Annotated in this window: 1 pseudogene; it reads right to left on the bottom strand. The window is 58.8% G+C overall.

The features are described 5' to 3' along the window. Nucleotides 1-250 (bottom strand): annotated as a pseudogene (locus ACZ3HH_RS30825) (IS21 family transposase); the annotation flags it as partial.

Raw genomic sequence — 250 nt, 5'->3', positions numbered from 1 at the left:
TAGTGGCTGGCCATTGCGGTGAAGCGCGCGTTGACCTGTCGGGCTTTGCCCTTGCCGATCTTATCGACCGCAGTTCGCATGTTATCGAAGATCCCGCGCTGCGGCACACCACCCAGCACGCGGAATGCCTGCGTCAGTGCATCAAACAGCATCTCATGCGTCTGTAACGGATAGGCCCGCACGATGAACGCCTTGCTGTGTGATAGTTTGGTATGGGCCGCCTGCAGCTTGACACGCTCGCCACCAAGAA

It is taken from the genome of Pseudomonas sp. PME37.24/025 (genome assembly GCF_055556615.1).
Note: the sequence above shows the minus strand (reverse complement) of the source record. Positions and strands in the feature narration are given on the sequence as shown.